Source organism: Paraburkholderia silviterrae, assembly GCF_004353915.1.
Taxonomy (GTDB): Bacteria; Pseudomonadota; Gammaproteobacteria; order Burkholderiales; family Burkholderiaceae; genus Paraburkholderia; species Paraburkholderia silviterrae.
Genome location: NZ_SMRP01000015.1, coordinates 157,163 through 183,299, shown reverse-complemented (window position 1 = coordinate 183,299; position 26,137 = coordinate 157,163). Strand labels below are relative to the sequence as shown.

Here is a 26,137-nt window from a genome sequence, read left to right as displayed (position 1 = left end):
CATTCGTTTGGGCTCCCGAAGACAGCACGTCGCGATGCGGTGCTGCGTCCATTGTTCTTGGGGGCCAATGCTATTGCAGGCCATGCAGTGGAAATTATTGTATTTTTTATGTTTTCAGTCGTTAAGGTCGGCTCTCTCCGATTTTCAGCGTAATTAACGTGAATCCAGACTCGCCATTGGCACGCCTCATTGCGGAGCCGGTGTGCCAGGGCGAGCCAGGGTATCGGCCCACCCATCAGCCGTGGCTAGAACGAGTAGACGAATTGCGCGGCGAGCAGATCGTTGCTCTTGCCGTACGAGCCGTCGTCGCGCAGGAACACCTTCTGCGTGGCCCAGTCGTGGCGGTATTCAACCTTCACGGTGATCTGCTGCGTCGGATAGAACAGCAAATCGAGCGCCACGTCCTGGCGCGTCGCGCCCTGGCATTCGAAGCCGTAGCCGCCGTTGGCCTTCGAGTTCGCGAGGCATTCCGAACCAATGCCGAAGCCGTTGTACGGGTCCATGCCGTTGCCATTGAGCACGACGCCGCCACCGCCGCCACCGTTCTTGCCGTTGGCGAGCACGTCGTAGCGCGCGGTCACGCCCATGCGGCCCACCACCGGCGCGTTGAACTTGCGGTGCGCGAGCAGCGAGAGGCCGTACCACTGCGCGTTGCCGCCGTTGAACGCGGCGCGCTGCTGCTGGCCGTAGTCGAGTTCGGCGTTGTACTGGATGTCCGCGAGCGTGTAGGTCGCATCCATTTCGCCGAAGAAAAAGTAGCCGCCCGAACTCGTTGCCTGGCCGCCCGGACCGTACACGACCTGGCCCGTGGTGGAGTCGGTCGCGCTCGACAGCGTCTGGCGGCCCACGTTGAACGAGCCGCCGATATCGAGTGCGCTCGACCACGTGTAATCGGCGCGCGCCGTGAAGGTCGGGATCTTGTTGCTCGTCGTGATCGGGTCGCCCAACGCGTTCGTGCCCGTCTGCGTGACGGAGCCGTAGGTGCGGTACTGCTCGTTGCCCACCATGAACTTGAAGGCCCACTGGCTGGCGTCGGGCGAGTAGTTCCAGCCCACGCCCACGTAGCTGCCCGGATCCGAGAAGTCATAGAGCAGGTTGTGCGTGAGCGTGAGCATCTGGTTCGACTGCTGCACCTCGTAGCCGCCAAAGCTCGTCATGAGACCGGCCACGAACGTGCCGGTCGCCGTCACCGGCACGGTGACGACGGCGGTGTTCAGGATATTGTCGGCCAGCGAGCCGTGCTCGTTCGTGAGCAGCGTAATCCCATTGCCGCGGTTGGGCATGAGCGTGATTTCGGCCGAAGGCGCCATCGGGCCGACGCCGAAGGTCTTCTTGATGTCGAGATACACATCGCCGAACGTGCTGTTAAAGTAGTTGTACGAACTTTCGTGGTTCGCAAACAGGAACGATGAGGTGTTCGCCGCCCGGTTATAGATGTAGCTCGGGTCGATATAGCCCGTGATCGAGAGGCCCGCGAGCGGCCCGGTGTTCGATGCATCCACGAGCGTGTCCACCTTCAGCCGCTGGCTGGCCAGTTGCTGCTTGATCTTTGCGACCTCGTCGTTCGTCAGCGTGGCCGGAGCAGCGCCGTCGTCGGGCGAAAGCGCGGGCGTCGCCGCCTGCGCGGCCACCTCCGGCTTTGCGGCGCTGCTCGACGCGCTTCGCGTCTGCGCCGCCATCTCGCCCTGCATCCTGGCCATCGCCTTCTGCAACGCCGCCACCTGCGCCTGCAGCGCCTTGATCTGCGCGTCCGTGGCATCGGCCATCGCGAATCCCGGTAGACAGGCCGCCACCGCCATGCAAATAAGTCGTCGTTTCATCCTTGCTCTCCTCGTTAGTCATGTCGCCAACCACCTGCCCGGACCCGCCCGCCCCGCCCACACGGCGAATGCCGGTTATATATTCATTCAATAGAGGTGATGGATAGCACTGCGTAATTGTCACGCCAGGCCGACGTGGAAACAAACGTCCGCCACTGGAAGGCGTCGCTGCGCCCCGCCCGCTTTCGCCAGGAAGGGCGCGGCGATGCCGCGCGCGCGGCCTTATGCAATCGGGATGCCGAGCTCCTGCTCGATGTCGTGCATGGTCCGTACGATGCCTTCGCGCAAGGCGTCCACCATCTGGTCGATTTCCTGCTTCGTGATCACGAGGGGGGGCGAGAACACGCATTGATTGACGATAGGACGCACCATGAGCCCCAGCTCGTGACAATGCCGGTCGATGCGCGCGCCAAGGTCGCTGTCGAACGCGAGCGAGTCTTGCGCGATGCTCTTCACGCTGCACTCGACGCAGCCGACGAGCCCCATGCCCCGCACATCGAAAACGATGGGGATGTCGCGCAGTTCCTGGAGCCGCGCCTGGAAGTACGGTCCTAACTCGCGTACGTGGCCGAGAATGCCTTCGCGCTCGATGATCTCGATGCTCTTGAGTGCGGCGACGCTGCACACCGGATGCCCCGAGTAGGTGAAGCCATGCCCGAAGGTCGCGCCGCGCGCACGGCTGCCGGACACTTCGGCAAAGACGCGGTCCGAGATCAGGCATGCGCCCAGAGGCAGATAGCCGGACGTGAGCCCCTTCGCGCAGGTGATGAGGTCCGGCTCGATGCCGAACACCTCTTTCGACGCAAACCAGTGGCCGAGACGCCCGAAGCCGGTGACGACCTCGTCCGAGATATAGAGCACGTCGTACTTCCGGCAGATCTCCCAGCATCGGCGCAAATAGCCGTTCGGCGGCACGATCACGCCGCCCGACGACTGAATGGGCTCCGCGATGAACGCACCGACATTCTCCGCGCCCAGCTCCAGAATCTTCTGTTCGAGATCGCGGACCTTTTCATCTGCGAATGCTTCGATGCTCATCCCGGCCGGGCGGCGTGACGGATTCACCGACGGCAGGAAGTGGACCGTCGGCGAGCCGATGTCGAACCAGTTGCGGTCCCGATCCTTGCCGGTGACGAGCGAGCACAGGTACGTGCTGCCGTGATACGCGGAGGCGCGCGAAATGATGTGCTTCTTGTTCGGCCGCCCCTTCACGTTGTTATAGAAGTGGACGAAACGCAGTGCGGTGTCGACCGCGGTGGAGCCACCCGTCGTCAGAAACACATGATTGAGGTCGCCGGGCGCCAGCTCCGCGAGCCTGGCCGCAAGTCTCGCGGATGGCTCGCTCGTGAGCGAGAACGGGTTCATGTAGGGCACCTGCATGATCTGTTGCGCGATTGCGTCGGCCATCTCCTGGCGGCCATAGCCGATCTGCATGCACCACATCCCACCCGGGCCGTCGATCAGGCGGTTACCCTTTTCGTCGTACACGTGGATGCCCTCGGCACGCTGCACCACCGTCCGGTTTGCCCCGCCCGCGTCCGCCATCGACTCCCAGGGATGCAGCCACGACTCGTTGTCCTGCTTGCGGATCTGCTCCAGATTCTTCAAGGCTTTCATCGTTCCTCCATTGATTTGAACAGCGTGCCGGGTCATGCCGCCTGCGCCACGCGCGCGGGCGTCTGTTCGTCCTGTGCCGGCGCGGCAAGCGCGCGGCTTGCTTCGGCGTCGCGCTTGCGCGCACGCCTGAGCATGAAAGTGTTGTTGAGCACCACCGCGACGCTCACGATCATGATCACGAGCGTGCCCATCGCATTGATCTCCGGGTTCAAGCCGAGCCTCACGCGCGAGAGCACGACGAGCGGCAGCAAGGTCGAGCCGGGGCCGGACAGGAACGCGGACATGATGATGTCGTCCATGGAGATCGTGAACGACAGCAGCCAACCCGAGAGCAGGGCCTGAGCGATCAACGGCAGTGTCACGTCGAAGAAAACCCGCCATGACGGCGCCCCGAGATCCCGCGCCGCTTCCGTGAGCGAGCGGTCCATCTTCGCGAGCCGCGACTGAACCGTGATCGACACGTAGGACAGGCACAGCATCACGTGGCCGATCCAGATCGTCAGCATCCCGCGCCCGCTCGACCAGCCGAACAGCTGTTGCAGGCCGATGAACAGCAGCAGCAGCGAGATGCCCTGGATAACCTCGGGCAACACGAGCGGCGCGTTCGTCATCGCGGCGAACAGCGTGAATCCCCGAAACCGTCCGCAGTCGGTGAGCACGAAGCCGGCCCAGGTGCCGATCACGACCGACGCGCAAGCGGTGGCGGCCGCGATCTTCAGGCTCGCGGCCGCGGCGCTCAGCAACTCCGCGTCCTGGGTCAGCGCGTAATACCAGCGCAGCGAGAAACCGCTCCATACGGTGACGAGCTTCGATGCATTGAACGAATAGAACACGACACTCACGATCGGCACGTACAGAAAAAGGAAGACCAGCGCGAGGAATGCCCCCGGCAGGATGCGTCGCACGATGTTCATGAGGTTTTGCCCTCCTTCGCCTGAGTACGCTGGAACCATGCCATCGGCACGAGCAGCAGCACGACCATCGCGCAGGCCGCCGCCGCCGCGACGGGCCAGTCCGTGTTGTTGAAAAAGTCATCCCACATGACGCGGCCGATCATCAGCGAATCGGCGCCACCCAGCAGCTCAGGAATCACGTACTCGCCCACCGCCGGGATGAACACCAGCAGGCAGCCGGCAATGATGCCGCCCGCGGAGAGCGGCAACGTGACCGTCACGAATACCTTCCAGGGCCTGGCGCCAAGATCGCGTGCAGCCTCGATCAGGCGCAGGTCCATCTTCACCAGGTGCGCATACAGCGGCAGAATCAGATACGGCAGGTACGAGTACACCATGCCGATATAGAGCCCCCAGTCGCTGTGATAGAGCCTCAATGGCCGATCGACCAGATGCGCCCAGAGCAGGAAATCATTGAGCAGTCCCTTTTCCTTCAGGATGCCGATCCATGCGTAGATGCGGATCAGGTACGAGGTCCAGAACGGCAGCATGATGCCCACCATCAGGACGTTGCGCCGTGCCGGATTCGAGCGCGCGATCAGATAGGCGGTCGGGTATCCGATGAGCAGACACAGCAGCGTCGAAATGAAGGCAACCTGCACCGACTGGAGATAGGCGTCGATATACAGGCCGTTGGTCAGTACGTCGCGATAGTGCGCGAAGTTCAGCCGGATCTGCAGCACGCCATCGACCCATTGTGCAAGCGGCGAATACGGCGGCATCGCCATGCGCAAGTCCGCAAAGCTGATCTTCAGGACCGCGAAGAACGGCACCATGAAAAACAGCAGGAGAAACGCGAACGGAATCGCGATGACCACCTGGCGGCCCGAAGGCATGAAGCGCCGTGGCAGGCTAAGGGCACGGATCATCATGATTCCAGCACCACCACGCTGTCTTCGTCCCACGACAGATACACCTGCTCGCCGTACCCCGGCGGGTGTGCGAACTGCCTGAGCGTCATGCGGGACACGTTGACCATGAGCAGTCTGCCGCTGCGCAGCCGCACATAGAACAGCGTGTAGCTGCCCATGTAGGCGCACTCCTCCACCGTCCCCTGGGCGACGTTGTAGCCGGCGTGGGGCGGAGTAAAACCGAGGTTCACGCGCTCGGGGCGAATCGACACGTGACAGGTCATCCCGCGTCGTCCGCTCAGCGGCGCACGCAGCCGAAGCCGCGCGTCCAGGTCGGCGCATTCGATCAGGTCCGCCCCTTCCTCGGCGAGTACGCCGTCGAACAGATTCGTCGAGCCGATGAAGTCCGCCGAGAACCTGCAGTTCGGCGACTCGTAGACCTCTTCCGGCGCGCCAATCTGCATGATGCGGCCGCGGTTCATCACCGCGATGCGATCGGCCATTGTCATGGCTTCCTCCTGATCGTGCGTCACCATCACGCAAGTCACGCCCACCTTCTGCAGAATGTTGCCGAGCTCGAACTGGGTCCGCTGACGAATCTTCTTGTCCAGCGCGGACATCGGCTCGTCGAGCAGGAGCAGCTTGGGGCGCTTGATCAGGCTGCGCGCCAGCGCGACACGCTGCTGCTGCCCACCGGAAAGCTGGTGCGGCCTGCGCGACCGGTAGGCGGACATCTGCACCAGTTCGAGCGCCTCGCTCACGCGCTCGCGAATCCCGGCTCGCGGCACCCGCTCCTGTTTCAGGCCATAGGCAACGTTCGCCTCCACGCTCATATGGGGAAACAGTGCATAGGACTGAAACATCATGTTGGTCGGCCGGCGATGGGCGGGCACCGTCGCCAGATCGACACCCTCCACCACGATGCGCCCCGACGTCGGCGTCTCGAGGCCGGCCATCATCCTCAGCAGCGTGGACTTCCCGCATCCCGAACTGCCCAGCAGGGCGAACAGCTCGCCCTTACCGATCGACAGGCTCACATGGTCGACGGCCGTAGTGGCGCCGAACGCCTTCACCATGCCGACGATCTCGACAAAGCCCGAGTCCGGCTTGCGCGCCTGGGCGCGACCCATGGGCGTTGAGCCCTCCAGAGCCTGACGCTGCGCGGGCGCCCCAGGATCAGACCATGCCGCTCTTTCCAGTGCGTTATTCATAACCTCATCTCTTTAGGAATGTTAAACATCTAACCATCGCCAGACGATGCCGCGAGCGCTCTCGCACAGATCCAATATTGAACAAACGTTCATCCAATAGCGCGCACCGGAAAAGGCGGCAAGCCAACACCCGCCGCCCCGCCCTGTCACGCCAGCATCATCTCCAGGAAGTCGAGACAGGCTTCCTCGGCCTCCTTCGGGCTGAACCCTTTCGGATCGAGCCCCCACTCCAGCCACAGACCGTCGATCACGCCGATCAGCAAAATCGTCGCACGCCGCGCGTTGATTTCGCGCCCACGTTGCTTGCCGGCCTCCTCGAACAGCTTCTGATACAACTCCCGGTCGTAGTTGTAGGTCTCGCGGTGCAAGCGCCTGAGCGCCGGCGACTTGCCAATCACACTCCAATAACCCACCCAGATGCCCAGATAGTCCGGCTTGAACAGCGTGGGGCCGAAGCTGACCCGGATCAGCGCACGCAAGCGCTCCTCGGGATCGCTATAGGTGCTCATGACCATTTGCTGCGTCTGGAAGGCCCACTCGTCGCACAACTCCTTATACGACTGGCGCAGCAACTCGTCCTTGCTCTTGAAGTGATGATTGATCATCCCTCGCGAGACTTGCGCCTCTGCGCAGATACTGTCCACCGTCGTGCCGGAATAGCCGTACTTCGCGATAGAGCGCATGGTCGCCTGGATCAGCGACTTGCGCCGGACTTCCGGGTCTTCGCGACTGCGCACGCGTCCTGTCTGTTTTGCCATTGTCCCGGGCCTCTTGCGGACATTTGTCGTTGTCATCGCGCCTCACTCTCCGTTATCTGGCAACGAGCGTCATTATAGGGCCGGGCATGCGCCTGCAATCAGCGGTTGGCCTTGAACTGCAGCCACAGCGCATTCATGGTGCGCCGGATATCCGGGTCGATCGGCTCGAGCACGAAGTACGACTTCAACTGATCACTGGTCGGATAGATGGATGAATCCTGCGCGACTGCCGGATCGACCATGCCGCGTGCAGCGGCGTCGGCCGTGATATACGTCGTATCGTTGGTGAACCCCGCCGACACCTTTGGGTCGAGCATGAAGTTGAGCCACTTATAGGCGTCGTCCTTGTTCTCGGCATCCTTCGGGATCGCCATCATCGTGAACCAGACAGCGCCGCCCCCCTTGGGCACCAGATACTCGATCTGGAAGCTGCGATGCGCCTCTCTCACCCGGCGCTTGATCATGCCCGCGTCGCCCGACCAGCTATAGGCGACGCAGACATCGCCGCCCGCCACATCATTGATGTAGGTGGAACTGAACTGGGTCACGTAGGGGCGGATTTTCTTGAGCACATTGTAGGCATCGCGATAGTCGCCGGGATTCTTGCTGTTGGGATTTCGCCCCATGTAGGCAAGGACGATCGGGAACACGTCGGCTGGCGAATCGACGATCGAGACGCCACATTTGCTGAGCTTGCTGACAACTTCGGGATTGAACAGCAGATTCCAGCCCATCGCGTTCACGTCCGCGTCCTTGCCGAGCACGGCGCCAACCTGCTGCAGGTTGATCGAAATGCCTTCGGTCCCCCACGCATACGGAATCCCGTATCGATTGCCTGGGTCCATCTTTGCAATCTTCTTCATCAACTCGGGGTCGAGGTTCACGCGGTTGGGAATCTTCGACCAATCGAGCTTCTCATACACGCCGGCTTCGATCTGGTTGGTCATGTAGGTCAGTGTCGGGTACACCACATCGTATCCGGTATGTCCGCTCAGCAGCTTCGCCTGCAACGTGTCGTCGCTGTCGAGTGCGTCGTAGCGCACAGTCACGCCGGTGGACTTCTGGAAGCTCGAGATCGTGTCCTTGCCGATATAGTCGGACCAGTTGAGAACGTTCAGCGTATTGGCACTCGCCGCAGCCCCGTGCCCCAAGGCAAGTGCTGCAATCACCATCGGTATGACCGCCTTCATGCGTCTCACAGCGTACCCTCCAAAGTTTAGGTTTCTCGATCTGTCTGACTCATGCCCGATTGCTGACTGCACGCACCGCCCCGAAACGCACTCTACTATTTGATGAACGTTCAATAAAGTGCGGGATAGCCCTGGATCAAGGTCACCGGGGCCGCCCGGCGGCGCAAACCCTCGTCTTGCGGGGTTTCGCGTCGCCTCTTGCCAACAGGCGGCTACACCCTGCTTTTGTCTTCGCGATGCGCAAAAGCAATGTGGATCACGTCGTCCACGCCGGGCCTTTGCTGTGTTGTCGATACACCGCACACAATTGAATGATTGTCCAATAGCGCACGAGCCAGAGTATAGGGAATATTAAACAAGAGTTCAATAGCGTTTTCGGGGAGGGATTGGCGGGGCAAAGACGCCGGCGATACCGCGGTGACACAGAGCGAACCGCGGTTCGTACGACCATAAGCATCTTCGTCAAGAAAAAATGAGGCGCTATCGTCCTGATTTCACAAATCCCGTGGACATCACAGTGGCGCCGGATCCGCTGAAGATCACCGAAGCGACACAAGCGAGCCCCGCACGTTGCGGTAGTCGATTCTGCGACTCATCCAGCGCTCGATCCGAGCGGTCGCAACGGATCAACATCGGGTCGCGTTACGCTTTCGGGGCCTGGCGTTGCCACCGCCTTTCGGCGAGGAATGCTTCTTGCGTCACCAGCCAGTGCACGTAAGGGTATGAGACCCGTCAACCAACCCAGGGAGAAATCATGAAGACCTCCGAGTTCCTCAAGGCTGCCTGCACCATCGGATGCATCGCCTTCGCACTGAATGCCACGGCGCAAACCAACGGTTCCGCGCCTCCCGAAGATTCGCAAACGATGGGGCAGCATCTCGACGACGGCACCATCACGGCAAAAGTGAAAGCCGATCTCCTCACCGCGAAGAACGTGAAGTCGACCCATATCCATGTGCGGACGCGCCAGGGGATTGTCTGGCTGAGCGGCACGGTGCCGACGGTGGAAGACAAGGCGGCCGCCGAAGATGTGGCACAGAACGTCGCCGGCGTTGCAGGCGTGAAGAACCATTTGAAGGTAGCCGAGGATTGAGTGTTTCGCGCTCCTATGCGCGATGAACGGCCAGCATCAAATTACCACCTGTGCGCCGATCTCTGTGCGCCGATCTCAATGACGCTTTCGGGCGGTGAAAGGCCGAACCATTCATCCGGGGGAAGAGGTCAGACCTTGTTCAAGTATCAGCGATCGATTGCTGAATCGCGCTCTGCGCGGTGTGCAGCATCCGCGCGCCGCGCCTGGCGGCCTGTGGGCAGCGGCGCGGCGCTGATCGTAGCCATTGCGTTCGCGGCCTGCACCGCGCTGCCGAGCGCAACTTCGCTCGACCGTCCCGTCTCGCACGCGCTTGCCGAACCCGAATCGACGCCGCTCGGCCAGGCGCTCGCGCCGCTCGAGGCCGCGCATCCGCAGCAATCGGGCTATCGGCTCCTGACCGACGGCACTGAAGCGCTGCAGATGCGCGTCGCACTCGCGCGCGCCGCGACGAAAACGCTCGACTTGCAGTACTACGTCGCAGCCGAGGACTCGACCGGCAAGCTGCTCCTCGCCGCCGCGTTTCATGCGGCGGATCACGGCGCGCGCGTGCGCGTGCTCGTCGACGACCTGAACTTGAAGGATAGCGAGCGCGTGATGGCAGCGCTCGACATGCATCCGACGATCGAAGTGCGCGTCTTCAACCCGTTCGGCGGCGCGCAAGCGAGCTTCTTCACACGCACGACGAACATCTTCACGGAGATCGGCCGCTTCACGCGCCGCATGCACAACAAGGCGATGATCGCGGACAATGAGGTGGCGATCGTCGGCGGCCGCAATGTCGGCGACGAATACTTCAGCGCGAGCCCGACCGTGCAGTTCCGCGATCTGGACGCGCTCGTCGCCGGGCCAATCGTGCGTGACGTCTCGGCTAGCTTCGACGCATTCTGGAACAGCCCCGAGTCCTATCCGTTGAGCGCGTTGAAGAAGCATAGCTATGCGGAGCAGGATCTGAACACGATACGCGAAGCGCTGCGCGCGTACTGGCGCAAGAATGCCGACGCCTACGGTGCGAAGCCTGCCGACCCGACGCCGCTCGCGCAGCGCATAGCGCAGGTGCAACTGCCGCTCGTGTGGGCGCCGGCGGAGTTCGACTTCGACTCGCCGGGCAAGGTCGCAGCGCCGAAAGATGCCTACGTGAGCCCGCCGATGCAGCGCCTCGTCGAATTGCTGCACGGCGCCAGGCACGAAGTGCTGATCGTGTCGCCCTACTTCGTGCCGCATGACGCTGGCGTGCATGCGCTCGGCGAGCTTACGCATCGTGGCGTGCGTGTCGCAGTGCTGACCAATTCGATGGCGGCAACCGACAACATTGCCGTGCAGGCGGGCTACAGCCCGTATCGCAAGCCGCTGCTCGAAAATGGCGCCGAGTTGTACGAATACCGACCTCAGCCCGGCGACCGCGACGAGGAGCATGAAGGCTACCGTTCGCGGGCGAGCCTGCACGTGAAGGCCTATGTCATCGACCGAAGCACGCTCGTGATCGGCTCGATGAATTTCGATCCACGCTCGGCGCACCTGAACACCGAACTCGTGCTCGTGATCCATAGTGCGCGGTTGGCCGATCAGGTGGCGGCGCTCTTCGATCGGGCCATTGCGCCGAGCACGAGCTACCGCGTGCGGCTCGCGACGCCGGTGGAGACAGCGCAGCTTCGCGCGATCGGCGCGCCGGTCTCGGGCCTCGTCTGGACGGGCGAGGAACCGGGCAATGGTGGCCCGTATTTGGCAAACTGGTCGCTCGATCCCGGTGCCGGTGTCGTGCGCAATATGCTGACGGGTCTATTCTTGTTGTTGCCCGTCGACTCGCAGCTGTAGCGGCAAGCCGACACCCTTGTAACTCCTTGCTCGGCAAGTCGCCAATGATGCGCCGAGAATCGGCTTGCGATCTCGAGCATGTTGCTTTTGAGGACATCCAGCATGTCGATCAAAAGGTCGGCGGACTGGTGCCACGGCTCAATCGCCGAAGTGCGTCATCGTCGCGGCGGCCAACGAGAGGCTTGATGTTACACAGCTGCGTGCGGGAAGAGGTGCCAGGTTAAATTGCTTCGACCGTTGCAGATGCACAGCTAGTGCGTCGTCTGTTGGCGGCCATATTCCTCCTGTTTCATCTGCATATACTGCTGTCGATCGATTTCGTGCAGCTGCCGCGGATATTGCTCGCTGGCGCTAAACCAGTTGCTCAGGCGCTGCTCCAACCGCGTGCATCACATTCTCCAGGGGTAGCCATAATTCACGCGTCTGCAGCGGTTCCCTGTCACCGCGGATTGCCCGTCTCGCGGGTTGTCAGCGGTGACAGTGCGTCGAAGCGACCCTGCCGCTCCCCATGCCAGGCGGAGATTGCCTCGGCGAGGTCGTGGGTGTCGAATATGGCGCTTTGCAGCAAGGCCATATGTCGCAGAGATTCGGACGTACTATGATCGCGTGCGAAGTTGATCGCAGTCTTGCAGCCGGCAACGGCCAGCGGGGACTTCGACGCGATGGTTCCGGCCAGCTCCATCGCGTGTCGGAGCAGCGCCTCGGCATCGGGCAAGACGGCATTCACCAAGCCGACTGCCAATGCACGCTCAGCGCTCAACCGCTCACTGGTGTAAGCCATCTGGCGAGCCACGCCGGCGGGAATGATCTTCGGCAGGCGCTGGAGCACACCGAGGTCAGCCGTCATGCCGATCTGGGTTTCCTGCAGTGCGAAGAATGCATCGGTCGTGCAAATGCGAATGTCGCAGGCGACGGCGAGATCAAGGCCTCCACCAATGCAGCCGCCCTGAATCGCGCAGATGACGGGAAACCGGACCTGATCGAGCGCATCGAAGCAATCCATCAGATTTCTCAACGCATGCTGGAAGCCCAACCGGGCCCGTGGACTGCTGTTGTCAAACACATCCGTCGTGCCGGTGAACACGTCGAGCGCCATGCCGGCCGAAAAATGCTTTCCGGCGGAACTGATGACGAGGGCACGAGTGTCGCCCGCGTCATCGAGCGTCAGCACGGCGTCGCGCAACCCGGTGAAAAAGGCCAGGCCCATCGTATTGAACCGGTCGGGACGGTTCAGCTGGAGATGTGCGATGCCGGATTCGTTGCTGATCTGAAAGTATTCGTTATGCATGAATAGCCTCGATAAGTCTGTCGTGAGTCTGCGGCGATTTTCCCGGTCAATAGCCAATGGGCGACTGACGCGATTCGAGTTCCGTCAATCGCCGATAGCTTGCTCCGCCATACCGTGCTCACTCCGACGAGACTGACGCAGGAAACGGGCTATGCCAGTCCATCCAGTCGTATAAGTCGCTATGGTGCGCCCATCCCCAGTTCATTGCCGGAGTGGGATTCATCACCTCGACGACATCGTTCGACGCCGAACCCACGTCGCTCGGGTCATTCGTGCCGCTTCGGTGATCGATATATTGGGAATGCGTATGGTCGTAATACATGGTCAATCTCCTTTGACAGCTTGACCTGCGCAACTACCGGCGCCAACGGGAGGAGACTTGAAGACCTTGATGGGGGGCTTCGAGTTCTGACGGCCGCCAGGGTGATCGGGGTACAGCTCGTTGGCCAGGCAGTTGCCTTCAAATTCATCGTGCTGGGCGCTTGTCATGGATATTGTCGGCGCCCGCTGGGTGCATCCGACGTCCGCGGCCTTGCCCGGGCAACCCCCCGATGACCGGCCTGCGGTATTTCTTCCTTTTCACGGTCGTGGCATCGCGGTCTTTCGTGTCTCCAGGTGGATCGAGTCCGCCGCTCCCAGGCAGAGCAGCTTCGTTGCGGTGTGCATGATCACGCGACCCCCGCGCCATTTGTCGACTGGGCGAGCCTGATCTCGCCCAGGTAGACGCTTTCGTCCAATTCGCATTTACGCCAGGCGTTACCGAGGGCATGACGGATTTCGACCCGGTAGATGCCGCATCCCTTGGCCAGGCCGCCGAACCGGAAATCGCCGAATGCGTCGGAGACGGTTTCGCCCACCTTCTCATTGACGACATACAAGGCGACGACCGCATCCGTGACGCACTCGACCACTTCTCCCATCTGCGCGCTGACGCTGCCGCCGATGAAGCAGGTTTCCCAGCGCTCGAGGCCGCTGTACCACACGCGAGGCTTCGTGCCCAGGTTGGGCCGCAATACCTTGAGCCCCTCGCGGCCAGCTTTTTTGGCCATCGCTGCGTCATCCAGCTTGACCGTCTCGAAGACGTCGGTGGGACATGACTGCTGGCAACGCGGCCGCGCCCAACCCTGGTCGAGCAGATGGGCATCGAAGATCCAGGTCTGCGGCAGTTGAAGCTCTTCATTCCAGACGATCGCCTTGTACGGACACGACTTCACGATGTCTCTCCGGCCCCGCGCCTTGTCCGGGTCGATGATGACGATGCCGTCGGCGCGCTTGCGAATGGCGCTGCCTCCCGCACGCATGCACGGCGCGTCGTCGCAGTGGTTGCACATGACCGGCAGATACGTGGTCTCGACCATATGCGACTCGCCCTGAACACGGCGCAGGATGCGCACGGGGCTCTCGGCGTCGGCCGCGGCGGGCGCGGCATAACCGGGGAAGTCGTTGCCGACGTGCTCGTCCCGCGCGGCAATGACGCAGTTCTGGCAGTTCTCGCAACGCCCGACCTTGATAACCAGATTCCACTTGCTCATTCCATGTTCCTCACGCTGCGCGACCGAGTTTGAACGCCTCGGCACTTCGCCACTTTTCGACCTGCACCAGGCAGGAGTTGGGGCTCATGCTGCTCGTCCCGACGGTTTGAGGCCGGTCGGGGGTCAGCATATTCATGCAACCGCCGATTTCGACGCGCTCGCCATCGATTTCAATCAGTTTGAATTCGGCGCTCGCCTCGTACGACTTGACCACCCCCGCGTTGACCAGCGGCGAGACGTCGGCCGCGCAGATCACTGCGCCCCGGTCGTTGTAAACCTTGACGAGGTCGCGATGGGCAATGCCTCGAATGGCCGCGTCGACCCGACTAGCCAGAAGCGGTGCCCGGCGATCAGCGCGCGATGGTCCTCGACGCTGTTGACCGAGGAATTCTTGCCGTCGCACTGGGTATGGAAGCTGTAACGGCTGTGCGTGGCGATCAACTGCAGCGGATAGCGCTCAGCCAGGTCCGAGCGCAGCCCCTCCCAGGAGGGGATATACCGGTTGAGCGGCGGCCGCTCGGGATTGTCCGCAGTGTGCCGCTTCAGTAACTCGGGCACGAACTCCAGCTTGCCGCTCGGCGTCTGCAGGCCCATGCCGAATTTTTCGGCGAACTGGGACGGCAGCGGATGGGGTTCCTGAAGGTCCTTGCGCCGGCCCTCCGCGAACCAGCGCATGTCCACCGGATGGCGCAACTCGGGCTTTTCGGGTGGCACGACAAAATAGCCCTTGCGGCAGAACGCGCGCCACGAAATGTGATCGGGCAGATCCGACGAGGCGAAGACCCGCCTGACCCAGTCAAGCTCGCTGCATCCCTCGGTGAACACCCCGCCCAGGCCCAGCCGGGTCAGAATGGCGGTGAAGATATCGTAGTCGGAGCGGGACTCGCCCAAAGGCTCGATGCACTTGTGCTGCAGCGTCATCACGCGATGATTGACCGTGCCATACCCGTGGTGGGCGTAGCCGCCGGAATTCGACCATTCGCCAATGTCCCAGCGCTCCAGCGAAGTGCACGCAGGCAGGATGATGTCCGCAAACTGGGCCTCGCCCTCCATCCAGATCGACTGGTTGACCACGAACTCGATGCTGGGGTGGCGGTAGGCGTCGGCCCAGCGTCCGGAATTCGTCACCGTGCTGAAGGCGGACCCGCCGTAACGATAGATCATGTGGATCGGCGAATACCCCGGCATGGGGTAGCTGAACGGCGCGAACTGGGCTTCCTGCGAGATGCCGTCCCAGAGGTAACCCGTGGCATGGCCGTTGATGATGGCGTCGGGCAGTTGCTGCCGCGGGACCATTTGCTTGACGGGATTCATCGTCAGGATGTGCGGCATGCGCTGGTAATTGTTGACCGCATTGGCGGTCCACGCCAGGTCGCCGGATATACCGCCGTCCGCGTAGCCGGGGAAATAAAAGTGGAGGTCATGGGGAACACCGACTTCAAGGCAGCCGAAATTGACCCCCGGCTTACCCCAGCCCTGCATCGCCATCATCATGATCATGCAGCGCGCCCATTGCGCTCCGGTCGCGCCGCGGCCCGCGCCACCGAATCCCGCGCCGGTCATCCCGACGGCCAGATGGACCTTGCTGTTTCCCCATCGGCGAGCAAGCGCACGGGCGTCCTTGGCGGGCACGCCGGTCTCGCTCTCCTGCCACTCAGGAGTCTTGGGAACGCCGTCGGTTTCGCCGAGAAGATAGGCCCTCCACTCATCGAACCCGGTCGTGCGGGCGGCGATGTAATCCTTGTCGTACAGGTCCTCCACGGCCCACACATACATGATGGCGGTGGCGAGAGCAGCGTCGGTTTGCGGTCGGACCGGAATCCAGCGCCCGCCCAGCAATTGGGCAGTCGGGTTGCAGTGCGGGTCGATATGAACGAACTCGATGCCGAGTTCCTTGGCCCACAGGCGCCGCGGCGTCCCCTCGAATCCCGCATAGGCCCCGTTGGTGCTTTCGGGGTCGCAGGACCAGAAGACAATCATGTCGGCTTCCTTGAGGCAATCCTCGACGCCGCCATAGCCGGATGGCACGCCGATGCGCATCGAGTTGCCGAAATGATGCATGGCACCCCAGTACCAGCCTTCCCAGCTGTCCGGATTTGCGGCGACACGGGTGAAGCCGATCAGGTTGGCAAAGCGCGTCAGCGCGCTGAGGTAGTAGCCCACATTGCCCCACTGGTGGTGAGACGACATGGGGAAGGTAATGGAACCAGGACCGTGAACGCGCTTCTGCCGGTTGATTTCCCTGGCGACAATGTCCAGGGCCTCGTCCCAACTGATACGCACGTAGCCGGACTTGCCCCGGTTCTGGGGATTGCGTTCGCCGTCAGGGTCGAAATCGACGCGCTTCATGGGATGAAGGATGCGCTTGTCGGAGTAGACAAGCGACTTCAGCGTCAAGGCGTGGGGCGCGACCAGGCCACGCCGTGGCGGGCTGAAGCGGCGTCCGCGCGCCTCGATCACCCAGCTTGGCGCATCCGTGCTGTCCAGATCGATGGGGGTCACACGAACGACGCGGCCATCCTTGACGTAGACAAACAGAGGCCCGCCGTTGGTGCAGGTGGCGTAGCGGCGGGTGCCGTCGCGCATGGGCGTGCCCATCGGCAGGCCGACGGTCTGCATCATGCTCAGGGTCTGCAAAAGCCAAACCAGCAGTTCGTCCTCGCCCTCAGTGACCACCTTGAAGTTCTTGGCGGCGTGGATGATTTCGCCCTGGTCCGGATTGGGAGAAAGGAACTTCAGGGCGGTCGCCACATCCTTGAAGGCCATGCGCACGTCGGGCCGCGGATGCCCGCCGGCACGCGACCGAACGCGCCCGTTCCCGAACTGGATGACGCGGCCGATGCTTTCATCCGCGAGTCCGATCCACGCCACGAGATCGCGCTCCTTCAGGCGATCACGATAGGCGGGAAAGCGGCGTGCCGTCAGGTCGAGGACCTTGGGCAACGCAAAGAGAATGGTCTTGAGAACCTGTCGTTTCATTATCCGATCCAGGTAAAGCTTTGCTGCGCAAGCGGTGGCATGACGGCATGACCGCGCTTCCCCGAGCGTGCGAGCAGCCCGGGCGAGCGCGGTCATGCGGGGCTGTGGGTCAGAGACCCGGCAATGCCGGGCCCCATCGCAGCAGCGTGTCGCGCAACATGTCGAAATCGACCGTGAACTCGTGGACCGCAGCCAGGTCCGGGTGGCAAAAAAATAACGTCCATGTCTTCGATGCGTGGTCAAACCTCGACTGGCGCATTGACGACCTGTACGCGCTAGAACGTATAGGCGACGTTCACGAAGACGTTAAGCGGATTGAGCCGGAGCGTCGATCTGGACACGATCTGCGTTCCCGTTGCGGTCTGCCCGTATAACGTAAGGTGGGTCCTCACCGGAACGTAGCCGAGAGAGGTTCCAACCGACCAGTGTTTTGAAATCGCGTAATTTGCCCCGATCTCGAATACCGGATTCCACGAGGAACTGAGTGTCGCGTGTGCTTTACCACCGGGACCCACGCTATCGGTGACAAACTGGCTATTGGTTGTCCGAACCTGGGTGAACCACGTATAGTTCACGCCGAGTCCGACGAATGGACGGAATTTCGACTCGGCTGAAAACAGGTGGTATCGAAGTTCGATCGCGGGTGGCATCGGCCTTGTCGAGCCGAGGTTGCCATACTTCTGGAGCGTCCCATCGCCAACCAGATTTACCTTCAGTGGCAGTCCAAAAAGCATGGCGACACCAATGTTGTCCGTGACGTAGTACTCGGTGGTAATTCCCACCGTATCCGTTGAGCTGGCATGCGCCCCGCTACCAGCTACCTGCCGATTCACCGCTACGCCGCCAATGCTTTCCACGGTTAGTGGCGTTGCGTCGCCCTGTGGCGCAACGTGAAGCCATCCTGCCGACAGCGTTATGCTTCCCGCTGACTGCGCATGGGCATTGTCGGTAAGCGCAGCGCAGATGCAAGCCGCCATACCGACAGAGTCGATCATTCGCCTGTAGTTCCTCATGCCTCTCCTCCTGTCTCTCTATATGGAAATTTTTACGAATCAGTAGTGTTGCCGTTGGATCTGCGCAATTGATTTTTTTATAATTTCGTATAACTACACATTCCACTCACTCAGATCGCCCTGTACCCTGGTAAGCGTGCATGGCCAGGCGTTCCGTCTCAGGCGGGAACACGCACCACGTACCGTCGCGGTGCCGGAAGAAAAAGAATCCAAGCGGGCCTGTTGGTAGCAGTAGCTCGACGCGCACGCACGGTCTCTGATTCGAGCGCGCGCTGCTGAATCGGGTAACTCGAACCGGCGCCGAAGAAGTCGGTCCGAGCCATTTTTCAACCTGCGAACGCAAAGACCTTTCTGATGCAACACCCATCCTCTTTTCCTCAAAACCATTAGGTGTTCTAACCTACAGACACCGGCAGGCATTCGAACCGCGGCATCGCGGCGCGTACGCCGGATTAACCTTTAATCCGGGCGCGTAACCGAACGCGTCCCTTTGATGTCGTGGCTTGTGTCATGTTGAGCTGCCCGGCGTGTCTGTCACTGCTGCGTCTGTCCCCGTCGGTTGCTCCGCCCGTGATGGCCTCACGGCGACCGAGATCGAAAATGCAAACGGAAAGCGCCCGAGCGCGGAACTCGCCAATGCTTCGAACGCGGAGTCGGCAAGTTCGACCTGAAGTGCGATCCCGCGTAAGGTGTCGTCAATGAGGCTAATGGTTGCATCCTCGACGCCGGCCTCCACGAGTGCCGACCGTAGCGCGTCTGCCGTTTCGCGCCGTTTTAGCGCTGGCTTGAAGATCTTGCCGACGCCCGTCAGCGGCATCGCGTCCACGATCCGTATCCCCTTTGGCAACGCGGCGCGTTCGTTGATCTCGTGACGCAGAAACTCGGCCAGTTCCGCTTCGGTTGCGGTTGTGCCGGGCTTCAGCTGGACATAAGCGACCGGCAACTCGCCAGCATGGATATCGGGGCGCCCTACAGCTGCGGCGATCTGGACTGCGGGATGGCGATGCAGTGGTTCTTCGATTGCCGCAGGGTCGATGTTGTGTCCGCCCCGGATAATCAGCTCCTTCTTCCGGCCGGTGAGCCAGAAGTAACCGTCTGGGTCGCAGCGTCCGAGATCTCCGGTATTGAGCCAGCGCCCGCCGTCACCACCTTCCATCCAGACGCCACTGTTCTGCTCCGGCCGGGTATAGCCAGCGAACACGTTAGGGCCGGATATAAGCAGCTGGCCGACTTCATCCGCAACGCAATCCCGCACATACCGGCCTGTTTCATCGACCACCACTGCTTTCATTGCCTGACCGGGCAGACGAAGACCAATCGAACCGACCCTGCGCTCGCCAAGCGGAGGGTTCACGCTGCTAATGCAGGTACCTTCCGTAAGGCCGTAGCCTTCAAGGATTCTGATTCCTGTACGATCCTGGAAAGTGCGAAGTAATTCCACCGGCATGGGGGCGGCGCCGCACAGGCCATACTCGAGCGAACTGACATCGTGCTCGCCAATCGGAACGTCCAGCAGCGATCCGTAGAGTGTCGGGACAGCGCTGAAGAAGTTGATGCGGTAATGCTCGACAATTTCCCAGAAACGCTTTACAACGCCCTCGCCCCGATAACCTTGCGGTGTGCCGAGCACGACGTGGGCACCACGCGAGAACGCCAGCAGACCCGTCACCATCACGGCGTTCACGTGGAAAAGCGGCAATCCGCAAAAAATCGTTTTCCCCGGACCAATGCTTTCGCCGAAGAATTGACCGGCGTTCCACGCATTGGCCACCTCGTTGCCCTGCCGGCGAATTGCAATCTTCGGCAGTCCGGTGGTGCCGCCCGTGCAGAAGAAGGACGAGACATCATCGATGCTCATCCGACGCGTGCTGCTGAGCGCCACCCCGGACTCCCCCGCGATGGCTGTGCCGAAATCGTGGATGCCGACGTGCGAAGGAACCGCACCATGAATGCCGCCAGGCCCATGCAGCTTCGAACACTCGCCGCGTTGAAGCATCCGGGCCGCAGATCCCTTTTCGCCCTGCATGCGGTCGGCCGGATTCACGAGCACCAGGTGCTGCAGGCAAGGGAGCTTGTGCAGCACCGTCTGCACCTTCTGCCAAAGGTCGGTTCCGGGGAACGGCGCCAGGGTTACGAGAACACTCGCACCTGAGGCGTTGAGCAGTTCGCCGATGGCCTCGCCCTCAAGCAGCGGATTGATCGCGCAGACAATCCCGGCGGCTTCCCCGCCCCAGATCACAAAATGCGTTTCAGGGAGGTTGGGCAGAACATATGCCACAACCGAATCGCGCTGTACTCCCAGCCCCTCAAACATGTTCGCGGTTCGCGTGACATCGCGCACGAGTTCACTATACGTCCAGCACTCAGCGTTCCGGTAGTCGCCGGCCGTCGCAAAGAACGAAAGTGCAGGTGCCGATGGATTGATGGCGGCGCCACGACAGATCATCTCGTAGGTACTCGACGGGAGGTCCGCCCCCTGCCCTTGCGTTTCAATGGCAAGGACATCGTGTACATTTGCGACGCCTTTCATGCCGCCCCTTCCACAACGACGTTATGCTGTACGCCCAGATTGATCGAGCGATCATGGCTGACGATATGGGCCTCCACGACGTCACCCACGCGCAGGTACTGTGACCTTTCCTCCTGCATCTTCAGGAAAAGACGCCACTTTTCCGCTTCAGGCAGCTGCGCTGCGGCGCGTTGCTTTTCGGGTGACGGAATGCTCAATGCACAACCGGAGGGCGTCCCCGTCGCGAGCAGGTCCCCGGCGCGCAGGTCCTGTACGCCGGAAAGCTCCGTCAGCGTCTCTGCCGGCCCGTAGACGAGGCCCGCAGTAGAGTCGTTCTGGCGGACGGTGCCGTTTACCGTCAGCGTCAGCACGAGTTCCTTCAACTTTGGAATATCCCGTTTCTCCAGGAGACAAAGGTAAGGGCCGACAGGGCCAAACGTGCGATAACTTTTGCCCTTGTAGAACTGCATTTGCGGAATCTGGATATCGCGCGCGGAATAGTCGTTGACGATCACGGCGCCGGCGATGTAGTCATGCAGGTTTTCTTCGGTGACCGTTTCGCGCGACGTAATGTTGCGTTTGAGGACGAGACCGAGTTCGATCTCGTAGTCGAGGAACCGCACCCCGTCTGGTTTAACCACGGGCGAATCGGCCGGAACGATGCAGCTCGTCGCCTTCGTGAAGATCATGTTGAATTTCTTCACATCCGGGTCCATGCCGGACTCGATCATATGCTGGCGATAATTCGCGCCCTGGCAGATGAACTGCTGATTGGCGGTCACGGGCGACAACCATTGCACTTCCGACTCGGGAATCGTCGGACCGCTTAGCACCAGCAGCCGTTCGACCGGGTTGGCCTCGATAAACTCGGCGGTCGACCTGAACTCGCCGGGAATCGGCGTGATAGCGCCATTAGCGACCACGCCCCACTGGGCGCGGTCTTGATGCAAATAATGCAGAACGTGAAGTGCCATTTTTCGATCTCCGGATTCTATGGAAGGGGTTGGTTCAGGCGAAAATCTTTGCGAGCGTGCGCAGCTTGCCTAGCGTCAGGTCGGGGCTGCGGCGCAGGTTCCTGAAGAGCGCCACGATGCTCGCCGGCGTGAATCTGGGCTTCGTGAAACTGCGCGGCATCGTCGGCCCCCATTGCGCCATTGCTTCGCGGCTCACCGCGTGCAGACCCGACTGCGCGTCGGCCGTAAAGAGATCGCCGTCGCAATAGTGCTCGTGCTTGTCGCCCCACGGATCCTGCCAGTAGTCGAAAATCTGGCTGCCCAGGATATGGCGGCCGATCCCCCATGCGTGCGTCCAGCCCTTCTCGCGCAGGACGCGCTGGCCCATGCCGACCGCGTCCGCATCGACGACTTCGTAGGCGCTATGGCTGTAGGTGGGCAGGAAGCCTTGTGCAAGCGCGAGGGTATGGTGATCGGCCGGCTTGACACCCAGATCAAGCCGCATGAACGCGACGACGGGCGAGCCATCGGGAAGCACCTGCACATCGCTCGGGATGAAGCCGAAATGCTGCGTATACCATGCGCAGGTGTCCTGATAGTCGGCGAGTTCGAGCACGACATGCCCGAGCCGGATAACTTCGGGCGCGCGCTCGGGCGGTCGCTGCGTCCCGTTAATCCGGACGGCCGCATCCACGGAGTTGAACGGCAATGGCGGCCGGTGGGATAGCGTCGAAGCTGGCGCCTGGCCCCATACTGCATCGACGCGAAAGCCGGAAGGGTCGGTCAACCGTACGACATAGCCGCCGCCGGGCAAGGACGACCGTTCGACGTCCGAGGCGCCAGGCACTTTTGCAAGTGCATCAAGGTCGGCCCTGTTGTCGACCTGTAGCCCGAAACCAGCGAACCGCGATTTCGGCGCCTTTCGGACAACATAGCAGAAATGTGAAGCACCCGTTCCGCGCAGAAGCAATAACGCTTTACCGCACAATACGGTCTGTAGTCCAAAATCATTGAGAAACTGCTCGGCTTTCTCGAGGTCCGGCCGGTCGAATATCAGATAGGCTAATGCCGACGCTTTCGTCGTGGGATCAGGGTGACGAGCCGGCTGTGCTGTGGTCAGTTTCATAACGAACAAGAAATCAGGCGGTTCGAATAGCGGTTTCGACTTCCGGTGTCACCACGCTCACGGAATTACCCAGCAAGGCAAGACTCTCGCGCACGATACGGTTTGCATCGGTGACCGGGCCGTCGTGGACGATCGTTTTGTCGGGCCGGACTACAGCAGCCCACCCGACGGGCACCAGCCCGGGAAGAAATACGCCTTCGAGGTCTTCCCAGCTGTCGCGCGAGGCAAGATGCAGCCGTTGCCCCCGATGGGCAATCTGGACAACGTGCCCTCCGGCACGCGCAAACGCTGCGGCCGTCGCTTGCTCGAGCGCAGCGGCCGCATCCACGCCAAACCCGATCAGCGCGAGGCCCTGCCCGAGCACGTCGTCGCTCAGACGTGTCGTGCCGTCCGAACTTCTCACCCAGCCTTGCGCGATGACAGCGCCACGGACAAGCTTCGTCGACGAGCGGCCCTTGACGAACAGCCCCCGCGGGAATGCATTCTTCGGCTTGATCTGCAACTCCTCGAATCGCGCGCGCAGGCGCGGCACCAGTCTCGACAGACGCATCAACCCGTGAGTGAATAAGGCGACGACACCACTTCGGGGCATGACCCGCTTGCCCATGAACTTCGCGAGGTTGATCATCGCCTTCGCGTGGGGGCGCCGCTCCTCGTCATAGGTATCGAGAATCCCTGGATCCGCACGTCCTTTCACCACCCATGCGAGCTTCCAGCAAAGGTTGGCGGCGTCCCGAAGCCCTGCGACTAATCCCTGCCCGACGAAGGGCGGCGTGATGTGGGCTGCGTCTCCCGCCAGGAACACCCGGCCCTTGCTGAATGCATCGACAGCGCGCGCATGAAAGCGATACACGGCCTTGCGCTCGATGATCATGTCGTCGACATTGCCCCAGGGCGAAAGCAACTCCCGGATACGCGTCCCGGATTCCATGTCCTCGCGACGCTCACCGGGCCGCAGCATGAATTCCCAGCGTTCACGGCCGCCAGGCGCGACCATGTGCGGGACCGGCCGACGGTGATCGCAGATGAACTCGATGTGATCGATCGGACGCGGTACGTGGCGGGCATCGACAATCAGCCAGTCCTCGGCGAACGTCTTGCCCTTGAATTCCTGCCCGATGAGCTGGCGTACCAATGAACTCGCCCCGTCCGCGCCGACCAGAAAGCGGGCCCGGACCACATGAGTGCGCCCCTGGCCAAGATCTAACGACGCGAGCACATGATCCCGTTCCTCCGTGAAGCTCCTGAGCTCCACCCCCAACGCGACATGCGCACAGTCGTATGTCTCGAGCCGGGCGCGCAGGCACCGCTCCAGGTCGGGCTGGTAGAAGGTGACGAGCTTCGGATGGCCATCCAGGCTGCCCAGTGAATTCACCGTGCCGAACAGGCCCAGCATGGGCGACCTCATGCGAACGTACGGTATGGCGATCGTCTCGAAATCACTCTCCGCTACGCCGGCAAGCTGAAGGATGCGCAGCGCTTCGTTATCGAGCGCGATCGCACGGGGCGCCATGAAAACTTCAGTCGACCTGTCGACAACCATCACGTTCACACCCTGCCGGGCCAACAGATTGGCAATCGTTGCACCCACCGGTCCGCAACCCACCAATAAAACGTCCACGGCGCGCGGGAATGCCCCGATCGGCGCAGGACCCTCGCCATGCCGGCTGCACGGCGCGGAACCCTCTTTTGCTGCTGTCTCCACAGTCACTCCGTCTGTTGTTTGTTAGATCGGCGCCAGGCTGCCGTTTGTGACATTAGAGTCATAACTGATAGTTTTGTCAACATAGACAATACCATCTATACTTCGGTATGGCCGAAATTGGACCGATCATGCCGAACACCTCAAATCGCCCGACAGCAAAGCGTCCTGCCCGTGGGACGCCCGTCTCCCCGGTTGCCGTTCCCGAAGAACGCGAGCCGCGCGGTGCCCGTCGCAAGCGCGAGACGCGCGCTCGCCTGCTCGACGCTGCCCTCAGGCTGATGGCCGAAAAAGGCATGGAAGGCGTAGCCATCAATGAAATCACCGAGGCCGCCGACGTTGGCTTCGGCTCGTTCTACAACCACTTCGAGTCGAAGGAAGCCATCTACGCCGCGCTTGTGGACAACGTGTTCGAGGAGTTCGGCGACAGGCTCGATCGCCTCACCGGGGGCCTGTCCGACCCCGCTGAAGTGATCGCCGTCTCGGTGCGGCATACCCTGATGCGCGCGCGGCGCGATCCCGTCTGGGGACGCTTCCTGATGCGCGAAGGCTTTTCAGCGGGCATCCTGAGCCGCGGGCTCGGTCAGCGGCTGCTGCGGGATATCGGAAATGGCATCGCCGCCAAGCGCTTTGTGGTGTCCGATCCCTTCATCGGCTTTCTTTCGGTGGGCGGCACGGTGCTCGCGGCAGTTGCGGCCGAGCTGAATTTCGTCGCGCCGGGCGCGCCGGCGGCGCAACTGCTCGACGAACTTGGCTTCAGCGGAGAGAACTTCGCCGAGCGCACGGCAGCAACGCTTCTGCAAACACTCGGGCTCAAGCGCGCAGAGGCGGAGAAGATTGCAATGCGCGCGCTACCACTCGTCGACGCGGAAGTCGATGCGCAATGAGGCCGGCGACGACAAGGTACGTTACGGGATCAGGGTCACCGACCCGGTCCGATGAGCAAAGGTGCTTTCCAGTTGGCCTTGCCCGTCAATCCGTTTCTGGGTCTGGGCTCCGCTCAACCACGTGAATGGTCTGCATACAGACGAGCAAAGTTTGCTCGGCTGGACCGGAGGCGCACGGTTCGAGCCGCGCCCAATCAGCTGTCGCGATCATATGTCCTTGCCAGTTATGGCATGGACGTTATCGATTCCCCAGCCGCGGAGGCTTGCGCAAAAGCACGTCGCATTCGTGACGGGCAATCAGATTCTGATGGTCCAAACTGGGATACGACGACGGAGAATTTCGGCACCATCCGGCGCAGGCGGTAGCACCGGCTCAGTTGCTTTAGCCGACTGCGCATCCTCTTTCTTGTATAACGACCTGGTCGGGCTGACCCGGCACCGGTAGCCACCCGCATCCCGCAGCTTTGGCGGTGCCGCACAATAACTAGTCCAACCCGGACTACGGATACCGAAAAAATCGCGAATAGTGTTACCTACGCCAAGGCCAATCAAATCGGACAACTCCCGTTGCTAATTGTTAGCAACGCCCCAAAAGAGGTGGCGGATCGGTCCGGGTGCCAGGACGGCGGCCCGCTTGATTATCAAGGACATGGCGGCTCTCTGAAAAATACGGGAATGCCGGTCTAGCGGTTGCACAACCTGTATCCCGGACCTATACCAATGGGGCCCGCACGCAGACTTTGGCCCGGGCGCCCCTTCCCAAAACGACGCTCACCTGGTTCCCGCGTTCGCAGTACGTGAATCAGAATCCGACGCCTTGAATCACGATCAGAAACTTCGAGA

Annotated in this window: 18 protein-coding genes and 1 pseudogene; 3 read left to right on the top strand and 16 right to left on the bottom strand. The window is 61.7% G+C overall.

Going from position 1 to position 26,137, the window contains the following annotated elements; genetic code table 11:
- Positions 1 to 245 precede the first annotated feature (245 nt).
- From EYW47_RS26005 to EYW47_RS25975, 7 genes are all read right to left on the bottom strand, one after another.
- Complete coding sequence (locus EYW47_RS26005; RefSeq protein WP_133197700.1) at positions 246 to 1,820, bottom strand: DUF3138 family protein; 1,575 nt, start codon at positions 1,818 to 1,820, stop codon at positions 246 to 248.
- A gap of 222 nt (positions 1,821 to 2,042) precedes the next feature.
- The gene (locus tag EYW47_RS26000; protein WP_133197699.1) at positions 2,043 to 3,437 is read right to left on the bottom strand and encodes an aminotransferase; all 1,395 of its coding nucleotides are present in this window, start codon (positions 3,435 to 3,437) and stop codon (positions 2,043 to 2,045) included.
- Between the two features lie 32 nt (positions 3,438 to 3,469).
- On the bottom strand, positions 3,470 to 4,351 hold the full coding sequence (locus EYW47_RS25995) for an ABC transporter permease subunit (protein ID WP_133197698.1): 882 nt from the start codon (positions 4,349 to 4,351) through the stop codon (positions 3,470 to 3,472).
- A complete protein-coding gene (locus EYW47_RS25990; protein WP_205710158.1) occupies positions 4,348 to 5,262 on the bottom strand; it encodes an ABC transporter permease subunit in 915 nt (304 codons plus the stop codon). Before EYW47_RS25990 ends, EYW47_RS25995 begins: the two co-directional genes overlap by 4 nt.
- On the bottom strand, positions 5,259 to 6,371 hold the full coding sequence (locus EYW47_RS25985; RefSeq protein WP_133197726.1) for an ABC transporter ATP-binding protein: 1,113 nt from the start codon (positions 6,369 to 6,371) through the stop codon (positions 5,259 to 5,261). Before EYW47_RS25985 ends, EYW47_RS25990 begins: the two co-directional genes overlap by 4 nt.
- Before the next feature lie 227 nt (positions 6,372 to 6,598).
- Entirely contained in the window at positions 6,599 to 7,210 is a 612-nt protein-coding gene (gene betI, locus EYW47_RS25980) for a transcriptional regulator BetI (RefSeq protein WP_165976678.1), read from the bottom strand.
- A 98-nt stretch (positions 7,211 to 7,308) separates the two neighbouring features.
- Positions 7,309 to 8,382: an extracellular solute-binding protein gene (locus EYW47_RS25975; protein ID WP_240763923.1), complete on the bottom strand. Its 1,074-nt coding sequence runs from the start codon at positions 8,380 to 8,382 to the stop codon at positions 7,309 to 7,311.
- A 772-nt stretch (positions 8,383 to 9,154) separates the two neighbouring features.
- On the opposite strand from EYW47_RS25975, the gene EYW47_RS25970 reads away from it, so the two are divergent.
- Together EYW47_RS25970 and EYW47_RS25965 are read left to right on the top strand one after the other, a co-directional pair.
- Positions 9,155 to 9,493 carry a BON domain-containing protein gene (locus EYW47_RS25970; RefSeq protein ID WP_133197696.1) on the top strand — a complete coding sequence of 113 codons (339 nt, stop codon included), beginning with the start codon at positions 9,155 to 9,157 and terminating at the stop codon, positions 9,491 to 9,493.
- A 78-nt stretch (positions 9,494 to 9,571) separates the two neighbouring features.
- Complete coding sequence (locus EYW47_RS25965) at positions 9,572 to 11,305, top strand: phospholipase D family protein (RefSeq protein ID WP_133197695.1); 1,734 nt, start codon at positions 9,572 to 9,574, stop codon at positions 11,303 to 11,305.
- Positions 11,306 to 11,744: 439 nt separating this feature from the next.
- On the opposite strand, the gene EYW47_RS25960 is transcribed toward EYW47_RS25965, so the two are convergent.
- The 9 genes and pseudogenes from EYW47_RS25960 to EYW47_RS25915 form a co-directional block, all read right to left on the bottom strand.
- Entirely contained in the window at positions 11,745 to 12,593 is an 849-nt protein-coding gene (locus tag EYW47_RS25960) for an enoyl-CoA hydratase-related protein (protein WP_133197694.1), read from the bottom strand.
- A 118-nt stretch (positions 12,594 to 12,711) separates the two neighbouring features.
- Positions 12,712 to 12,915: a hypothetical protein gene (locus EYW47_RS25955; protein ID WP_133197693.1), complete on the bottom strand. Its 204-nt coding sequence runs from the start codon at positions 12,913 to 12,915 to the stop codon at positions 12,712 to 12,714.
- 346 nt (positions 12,916 to 13,261) lie between these two features.
- Positions 13,262 to 14,125, bottom strand: coding sequence for a 4Fe-4S dicluster domain-containing protein (locus EYW47_RS25950; RefSeq protein WP_133197692.1), 864 nt, complete (start codon positions 14,123 to 14,125; stop codon positions 13,262 to 13,264).
- 10 nt (positions 14,126 to 14,135) lie between these two features.
- A pseudogene (locus EYW47_RS25945) lies at positions 14,136 to 17,104 on the bottom strand (molybdopterin-dependent oxidoreductase).
- 275 nt (positions 17,105 to 17,379) lie between these two features.
- The gene (locus EYW47_RS25940; RefSeq protein ID WP_377784815.1) at positions 17,380 to 18,099 is read right to left on the bottom strand and encodes an OmpW/AlkL family protein; all 720 of its coding nucleotides are present in this window, start codon (positions 18,097 to 18,099) and stop codon (positions 17,380 to 17,382) included.
- Positions 18,100 to 18,625: 526 nt separating this feature from the next.
- Positions 18,626 to 20,647 (bottom strand): acyl-CoA synthetase, encoded by a 2,022-nt coding sequence (locus tag EYW47_RS25930; protein ID WP_133197689.1) that lies wholly within the window; start codon positions 20,645 to 20,647, stop codon positions 18,626 to 18,628.
- Complete coding sequence (locus EYW47_RS25925; RefSeq protein ID WP_133197688.1) at positions 20,644 to 21,600, bottom strand: fumarylacetoacetate hydrolase family protein; 957 nt, start codon at positions 21,598 to 21,600, stop codon at positions 20,644 to 20,646. The genes EYW47_RS25930 and EYW47_RS25925 overlap by 4 nt, the downstream gene beginning before the upstream one ends.
- Before the next feature lie 34 nt (positions 21,601 to 21,634).
- Positions 21,635 to 22,705 (bottom strand): VOC family protein, encoded by a 1,071-nt coding sequence (locus tag EYW47_RS25920; protein WP_133197687.1) that lies wholly within the window; start codon positions 22,703 to 22,705, stop codon positions 21,635 to 21,637.
- 13 nt (positions 22,706 to 22,718) lie between these two features.
- On the bottom strand, positions 22,719 to 24,326 hold the full coding sequence (locus EYW47_RS25915) for a bifunctional 3-(3-hydroxy-phenyl)propionate/3-hydroxycinnamic acid hydroxylase (RefSeq protein ID WP_240763926.1): 1,608 nt from the start codon (positions 24,324 to 24,326) through the stop codon (positions 22,719 to 22,721).
- 212 nt (positions 24,327 to 24,538) lie between these two features.
- On the opposite strand from EYW47_RS25915, the gene EYW47_RS25910 reads away from it, so the two are divergent.
- Positions 24,539 to 25,294 (top strand): TetR/AcrR family transcriptional regulator, encoded by a 756-nt coding sequence (locus EYW47_RS25910; RefSeq protein ID WP_133197685.1) that lies wholly within the window; start codon positions 24,539 to 24,541, stop codon positions 25,292 to 25,294.
- The last annotated feature ends 843 nt before the right edge of the window (positions 25,295 to 26,137 follow it).